This window comes from Bradyrhizobium sp. Kon56, assembly GCF_055807635.1.
In genome coordinates this window covers 1-234 of sequence record NZ_JBVVOU010000650.1, presented here as the reverse complement: position 1 = coordinate 234, position 234 = coordinate 1, and the positions used below count along the sequence as shown (strand labels likewise).

The 234-nt window shown below is 64.1% G+C and carries 1 protein-coding gene; it reads right to left on the bottom strand.

The features are described from left to right. Positions 1-234: aldehyde dehydrogenase family protein (locus tag AC0L3B_RS40385; protein WP_473383683.1), on the bottom strand; the 234-nt coding region annotated here is incomplete at both ends.

Genomic DNA, 234 nt, shown 5'->3' with positions numbered 1-234 from the left:
CGAGGGTTTCCAGATCACCGCGTTGCCGCACACCAGCGCCAGCGTGGTGTTCCACGCCCACACGGCGACCGGGAAGTTGAACGCGCTGATCACGCCGACCACACCCAGCGGGTGCCAGGTTTCACGCATATGGTGACCGGGGCGCTCGGAAGCGATGGTCAAGCCGTAGAGCTGGCGCGACAAGCCGACGGCGAAGTCGCAGATGTCGATCATTTCCTGTACTTCGCCAAGGCC